Annotated in this window: 1 protein-coding gene; it reads left to right on the forward strand. The window is 63.0% G+C overall.

Going from position 1 to position 1482, the window contains the following annotated elements:
• Positions 1-252: 252 nt before the first annotated feature.
• Complete coding sequence (locus ACFWPJ_RS32625; RefSeq protein ID WP_378857343.1) at positions 253-1296, forward strand: tyrosine-type recombinase/integrase; 1044 nt, start codon at positions 253-255, stop codon at positions 1294-1296.
• The last annotated feature ends 186 nt before the right edge of the window (positions 1297-1482 follow it).

A 1482-nucleotide genomic window follows, 5' to 3' on the forward strand; every position in this document is an offset into this window, starting at 1 on the left:
GGCCTTCGTCGTCGCCGCTTGACCGCCGAGTACCGATTGTTGCACTGGCGCCGATCTTTCGGTTTCCTTGGAGGGTGGGAGGACCGCGTGGGGCCTGAGGAACCCAATGAAGCACAACCAAACATACGGAAAGCTTGACTGGCTCAAACAGCCAGCCGAGGTCAGCTCACGTGCCGCTCTAACTCCGCGCACCCCCGTGGGGTCGCGCGTGTCCCCCGAACCAATGCGTGGGGATCCAGGGTGGCGGTTCCCATGACAGGGAGCAACTACGACATCGCGCGAAAGCTTCTCGAAGAGTTGGGGATACGTCCGGAAGACCTGATCAATCCTCCCACCCACCCCCAGTCACCGACCTTCGCCGCTTACATTTCACGCCTTATCCCGACGGTCCCACTGGGAACCCTGCGCACCTACCGACCGTATTGGGCTCGGATTCAACAGGAATGGGCCGATGTCCGAATCGACGAGCCGACGACGAGGGAGTTGCAGGTCCTCGTTGAACAAGCTCGGGCACGAGCGATCCACCGTAGAACCTCCCGAGATGGGCGCTCAGCTGCCGAACATATGGTCGGGGCGCTCCGATATCTCTATCGCTTCGCCGCCCATGAAGGACTCGTCCCCACTGACCACCCCGCCAGACACCTCACCAAACCGCGGCGCCTGCCCAGTCCGCGCGGCGCGATCCCCCTCGACCTACTCGCCCGGGTCATCGAGGTCGTGTCGAACACCGGCGACGACCCCCGACTCGATACCCTCCTACTACGTCTCCACCTCGAAACCGCCTGCCGAACGGGGACCGCGCTGGCCATTCGTCCCAAGGACGTCGATCCCGACCAGCAGATGATTCGGCTAAGGGGCAAGGGCGGCACCGTCCACTGGCAACCGATCTCATCGACCCTGATTTCCATGATCGACGCCCACCGTGTCCGCGGGTCGTCTGTGGACGAACAACTCCTCCGCTACCGCCATGGGCGAGTGATCACCCGCCGCCGATACGACCATCTCTGGGATCGCGTGGGCCGCGACATCGCATGGATATCCACTCATCAGGTCACCACGCACTGGATTCGACACACAGTGCTCGGTTGGGTCGAAAGGAACTTCGGCTACGCGGTTGCCCACGCATACGCCGCGCACGCCGACCCCATCAGTGCCGCTGGGGTGACTCTGACATACGTCAAGGCGAGTACGTACGAGGTCGCCGTCGCACTGTCAACGATGACCGGCGAACCTCATCCACTTGCCGGAAACCAGGTGGCACCAGACGTCGCGACCAGGCTTCCACTGCCGTATTGACGGCAGGCACGGCCGGGAAGACCAGGCGATCGTTAGCGGTCATCCCTTTCTGAGTAGGTCGTAGGGACGGGTCGTAAAGTCCCTGAGGCCCAGGGGAATCGGGCGTGGCTTTCAATGCGTTGCTGCTCGTGGCTCCAGGACCTTGGCCGACCGGTTTTCCGCGACGTGCCCGGCCGCATATTGGGA

Origin of the sequence: Nocardia sp. NPDC058497 (assembly GCF_042720195.1) — a bacterium.
Taxonomy (GTDB): domain Bacteria; phylum Actinomycetota; class Actinomycetes; order Mycobacteriales; family Mycobacteriaceae; genus Nocardia.

What these genes read in the sequence shown, in the direction of transcription:
- ACFWPJ_RS32625 (WP_378857343.1), top strand. Translation starts at nt 253, where the DNA reads ATGACAGGGAGCAACTACGACATCGCGCGAAAGCTTCTCGAAGAGTTG.